2 tRNA genes and 3 rRNA genes are annotated in these 5,629 nt (G+C 53.8%); all 5 read right to left on the bottom strand.

From position 1 onward, the window contains the following. Positions 1-50 precede the first annotated feature (50 nt). The 5 genes from rrf to AC1RKI_RS29980 all read right to left on the bottom strand — a co-directional run bounded on the left by rrf (position 51) and on the right by AC1RKI_RS29980 (position 5,205). Positions 51-164: ribosomal RNA gene (rrf, locus tag AC1RKI_RS30000) — 5S ribosomal RNA — on the bottom strand. Between the two features lie 107 nt (positions 165-271). Next, positions 272-3,152, bottom strand: a 23S ribosomal RNA gene (locus AC1RKI_RS29995). 297 nt (positions 3,153-3,449) lie between these two features. Beyond that, positions 3,450-3,525, bottom strand: a tRNA-Ala gene (locus tag AC1RKI_RS29990). Between the two features lie 9 nt (positions 3,526-3,534). After that, positions 3,535-3,611, bottom strand: a tRNA-Ile gene (locus AC1RKI_RS29985). Positions 3,612-3,673: 62 nt separating this feature from the next. After that, positions 3,674-5,205, bottom strand: a 16S ribosomal RNA gene (locus AC1RKI_RS29980). The 16S, 23S and 5S rRNA genes sit together here with 2 tRNA genes alongside, the layout of an rRNA operon. Positions 5,206-5,629: the final 424 nt, after the last annotated feature.

Genomic DNA, 5,629 nt, shown 5'->3' with positions numbered 1-5,629 from the left:
CAAAAGCAAAACCCCCAAGCTTTTAGGGCTTGGGGGTTTTGGGGATAAGAGCCTGGCGATGACCTACTTTCACACGGGTAGTCCGCACTATCATCGGCGCAAAGTCGTTTCACGGTCCTGTTCGGGATGGGAAGGGGTGGTTCCGACTCGCTATGGTCACCAGGCATGAGGGGTAGCCGGGCTGACGCGGGGGTCAGCGCGGCGAATCTGGGTGTAGTAAAGGGGGGTTGTGGTTGCACACCTTGGGCACAAGGCGAAACACACTGGTTATAGGATCAAGCCTTACGGGCAATTAGTACTGGTTAGCTTAACGCATTACTGCGCTTCCACACCCAGCCTATCAACGTCCTGGTCTCGAACGACCCTTCAAGGAGGTCAAGCCTCCAGGGAATCCTCATCTTCAGGCGAGTTTCCCGCTTAGATGCTTTCAGCGGTTATCTCTTCCGTACATAGCTACCCTGCGATGCCTCTGGCGAGACAACAGGTACACCAGCGGTACGTCCACTCCGGTCCTCTCGTACTAGGAGCAGCCCCCGTCAAGATTCCAACGCCCACGGCAGATAGGGACCAAACTGTCTCACGACGTTTTAAACCCAGCTCACGTACCTCTTTAAATGGCGAACAGCCATACCCTTGGGACCGGCTACAGCCCCAGGATGAGATGAGCCGACATCGAGGTGCCAAACACCGCCGTCGATATGAACTCTTGGGCGGTATCAGCCTGTTATCCCCAGAGTACCTTTTATCCGTTGAGCGATGGCCCTTCCATTCAGAACCACCGGATCACTATGTCCTGCTTTCGCACCTGCTCGACTTGTCGGTCTCGCAGTTAAGCACGCTTTTGCCATTGCACTTTAGGTACGATGTCCGACCGTACCAAGCGTACCTTCGAACTCCTCCGTTACACTTTGGGAGGAGACCGCCCCAGTCAAACTGCCTACCATGCACTGTCCCCGACCCGGATTCACGGGTCAAGGTTAGAACCTCAAACAAACCAGGGTGGTATTTCAAGGACGGCTCCACGTGAACTAGCGTCCACGCTTCAAAGCCTCCCACCTATCCTACACAGATCGGTTCAAAGTCCAATGCAAAGCTACAGTAAAGGTTCATGGGGTCTTTCCGTCTAGCCGCGGGGAGATTGCATCATCACAAACACTTCAACTTCGCTGAGTCTCGGGAGGAGACAGTGTGGCCATCGTTACGCCATTCGTGCAGGTCGGAACTTACCCGACAAGGAATTTCGCTACCTTAGGACCGTTATAGTTACGGCCGCCGTTTACCGGGACTTCAATCAAGAGCTTGCACCCCATCATTTAATCTTCCGGCACCGGGCAGGCGTCACACCCTATACGTCCACTTTCGTGTTTGCAGAGTGCTGTGTTTTTATTAAACAGTCGCAGCCACCATTTTATTGCAACCCCTTCACCCTCCTGGCGCAGGCCAGTCAAGCTACAAGGGCGTACCTTATCCCGAAGTTACGGTACCAATTTGCCGAGTTCCTTCTCCCGAGTTCTCTCAAGCGCCTTAGAATACTCATCTCGCCCACCTGTGTCGGTTTGCGGTACGGTCTCGTATGACTGAAGCTTAGAGGCTTTTCTTGGAACCACTTCCGATTGCTTCGCAGCTTAAAGCCGCTCGCCCCACATCCTTGAATTCCGCGCCCGGATTTGCCTAAGCGCCTTCTCCAATGCAGGGACCGGGACTTCCAACACCCGGACAACCTTCCGCGATCCGTCCCCCCATCGCATCATACGACGGTGCAGGAATATTAACCTGCTTCCCATCAGCTACGCATCTCTGCCTCGCCTTAGGGGCCGACTCACCCTACGCCGATGAACGTTGCGTAGGAAACCTTGGGCTTACGGCGAGGGGGCCTTTCACCCCCTTTATCGCTACTCATGTCAGCATTCGCACTTCTGATACCTCCAGCATCCTTTACAAGACACCTTCACAGGCTTACAGAACGCTCTCCTACCACGCACATTGCTGTGCGTCCGCAGCTTCGGTATATAGCTTAGCCCCGTTACATCTTCCGCGCAGGACGACTCGATCAGTGAGCTATTACGCTTTCTTTAAAGGGTGGCTGCTTCTAAGCCAACCTCCTGACTGTTTTAGCCTTCCCACTTCGTTTCCCACTTAGCTATATTTGGGGACCTTAGCTGGCGGTCTGGGTTGTTTCCCTCTTGACACCGGACGTTAGCACCCGATGTCTGTCTCCCGTGATTGCACTCTTCGGTATTCGGAGTTTGCTATGGCGGGGTAATCAGCAATAGACCCCCCAACCATGACAGTGCTCTACCCCCGAAGGTGAGACACGAGGCACTACCTAAATAGTTTTCGGAGAGAACCAGCTATTTCCAGATTTGTTTAGCCTTTCACCCCTATCCACAGCTCATCCCCTAACTTTTCAACGTTAGTGGGTTCGGTCCTCCAGTACGTGTTACCGCACCTTCAACCTGGCCATGGATAGATCATCTGGTTTCGGGTCTACACCCAGCGACTCAACGCCCTGTTCGGACTCGCTTTCGCTACGCCTTCCCTAATCGGTTAAGCTTGCCACTGAATGTAAGTCGCTGACCCATTATACAAAAGGTACGCCGTCACCCGTTTCCAGGCTCCGACTGTTTGTATGCATGCGGTTTCAGGATCTATTTCACTCCCCTCCCGGGGTTCTTTTCGCCTTTCCCTCACGGTACTGGTTCACTATCGGTCGATTACGAGTATTTAGCCTTGGAGGATGGTCCCCCCATCTTCAGACAGGATTTCACGTGTCCCGCCCTACTTGTCGTACACCTAGTTCCACAACGCTGTTTTCGCATACAGGGCTATCACCTGCTATGGCCGGGCTTTCCATCCCGTTCTGCTAACAATGCTGCTAAAGAGTACAAGGCTCTTCCCATTTCGTTCGCCACTACTTTGGGAATCTCGGTTGATTTCTGTTCCTGCAGCTACTTAGATGTTTCAGTTCGCCGCGTTCGCTTCCGTGACCTATGTATTCAGTCACGGATGACCCATTCGGGCCGGGTTTCCCCATTCGGACATCTCCGGATCAAAGCTCGTTTGCCAGCTCCCCGAAGCTTTTCGCAGGCTACCGCGTCCTTCATCGCCTGTAATCGCCAAGGCATCCACCACATGCACTTGTTCGCTTGACCCTATAACGAGTGTGTCTCGTCGACACCCACCTTATAGGTCTGAGTTCTCGCGTTTGTGCCGTATTCCAAGTCATCTTTCGATCACTTAAATACTTTTTGGTTGATACAATCACAACCCGGTATCGTGTTGGGTACTTCAGCCTCTCATCAAGGCTTCACGACACCTTTACTACATCCCATATTGTTAAAGAACAGCCGACCGTCTCCGGTCGATCTTGGCAATGCCAAACGCAAACATTCGCCATCGAACGCTTGCGTTTGGCCTTCCAATTCCAAGGCCCGCTCACCCTGAGGTGATGGTGGAGGATGACGGGATCGAACCGACGACCCCCTGCTTGCAAAGCAGGTGCTCTCCCAGCTGAGCTAATCCCCCGCGATAACTTGGTGGGTCTGGTAGGACTTGAACCTACGACCCCCGCCTTATCAAGACGGTGCTCTAACCACCTGAGCTACAGACCCTTGGCTGTAACAGCAAACAACCGATAAGTGTGAACGCTTGACTTGTGAACACAAGCCTCTAGAAAGGAGGTGATCCAGCCGCACCTTCCGATACGGCTACCTTGTTACGACTTCACCCCAGTCATGAACCCTGCCGTGGTAATCGCCCTCCTTGCGGTTAGGCTAACTACTTCTGGCAAAACCCACTCCCATGGTGTGACGGGCGGTGTGTACAAGACCCGGGAACGTATTCACCGCGGCATGCTGATCCGCGATTACTAGCGATTCCAGCTTCACGTAGTCGAGTTGCAGACTACGATCCGGACTACGATGCGTTTTCTGGGATTAGCTCCCCCTCGCGGGTTGGCAACCCTCTGTACGCACCATTGTATGACGTGTGAAGCCCTACCCATAAGGGCCATGAGGACTTGACGTCATCCCCACCTTCCTCCGGTTTGTCACCGGCAGTCTCTCTAGAGTGCTCTTGCGTAGCAACTAGAGACAAGGGTTGCGCTCGTTGCGGGACTTAACCCAACATCTCACGACACGAGCTGACGACAGCCATGCAGCACCTGTGTCCACTTTCCCTTTCGGGCACCTAATGCATCTCTGCTTCGTTAGTGGCATGTCAAGGGTAGGTAAGGTTTTTCGCGTTGCATCGAATTAATCCACATCATCCACCGCTTGTGCGGGTCCCCGTCAATTCCTTTGAGTTTTAATCTTGCGACCGTACTCCCCAGGCGGTCAACTTCACGCGTTAGCTACGTTACTGAGAAAATGAATCCCCAACAACTAGTTGACATCGTTTAGGGCGTGGACTACCAGGGTATCTAATCCTGTTTGCTCCCCACGCTTTCGTGCATGAGCGTCAGTCACGTCCCAGGGGGCTGCCTTCGCCATCGGTATTCCTCCACATCTCTACGCATTTCACTGCTACACGTGGAATTCTACCCCCCTCTGACGCACTCTAGCCTTGCAGTCACAAGCGCAATTCCCAGGTTGAGCCCGGGGATTTCACGCCTGTCTTACAAAACCGCCTGCGCACGCTTTACGCCCAGTAATTCCGATTAACGCTCGCACCCTACGTATTACCGCGGCTGCTGGCACGTAGTTAGCCGGTGCTTATTCTTCCGGTACCGTCATCTACCCCAGGTATTAGCCAGAGCAATTTCTTTCCGGACAAAAGTGCTTTACAACCCGAAGGCCTTCTTCACACACGCGGCATTGCTGGATCAGGGTTGCCCCCATTGTCCAAAATTCCCCACTGCTGCCTCCCGTAGGAGTCTGGGCCGTGTCTCAGTCCCAGTGTGGCTGATCGTCCTCTCAGACCAGCTACTGATCGTCGCCTTGGTGGGCCTTTACCCCACCAACTAGCTAATCAGACATCGGCCGCTCCTGCTGCGCGAGGCCTTTCGGTCCCCCGCTTTCACCCTCAGGTCGTATGCGGTATTAGCTAATCTTTCGACTAGTTATCCCCCACAACAGGGTACGTTCCGATGTATTACTCACCCGTTCGCCACTCGCCGCCAGACCGAAGTCCGCGCTGCCGTTCGACTTGCATGTGTAAGGCATGCCGCCAGCGTTCAATCTGAGCCAGGATCAAACTCTTCAGTTCAATCTCTGTTCTGGTGCCGAAGCACCTCGCTCTTTCGAGCGGTCGCTCACTCTCAGAAAACTGACTGGCTCGCATCCGAAGATGCAAACCAACATGTTTTACTGTGCGAGCACTGATAACTTTTGAAGCAGCGCGCTGACCGAAGTCACCGCGGCGTTCGCCATCAAGCGCCCACACTTATCGGTTGTTTGGTTGTTAAAGAACCTCAACGTCCGGCTTTGCCGTCGTTGCCGCCGCGTCGCTTTCGCTGCAGCAGAGAAACGAGATTATGCAGAGCATTCAGCGTTTCGTCAACAGTTTGCAGAAGATTTTTTATCTGCCGTCAGCGCCCTTTCCTGCCCAGACACCAACCACTGCCGCCCCGCAAACCCTTGCCAACACTGCCTTGGCAGCGCGCTTCGTGTTGCGAGGGGGCGAATATTAG

The sequence above is a fragment of the Cupriavidus sp. GW822-FHT06G04 genome (assembly GCF_058799075.1).
Note: the sequence above shows the minus strand (reverse complement) of the source record. Positions and strands in the feature narration are given on the sequence as shown.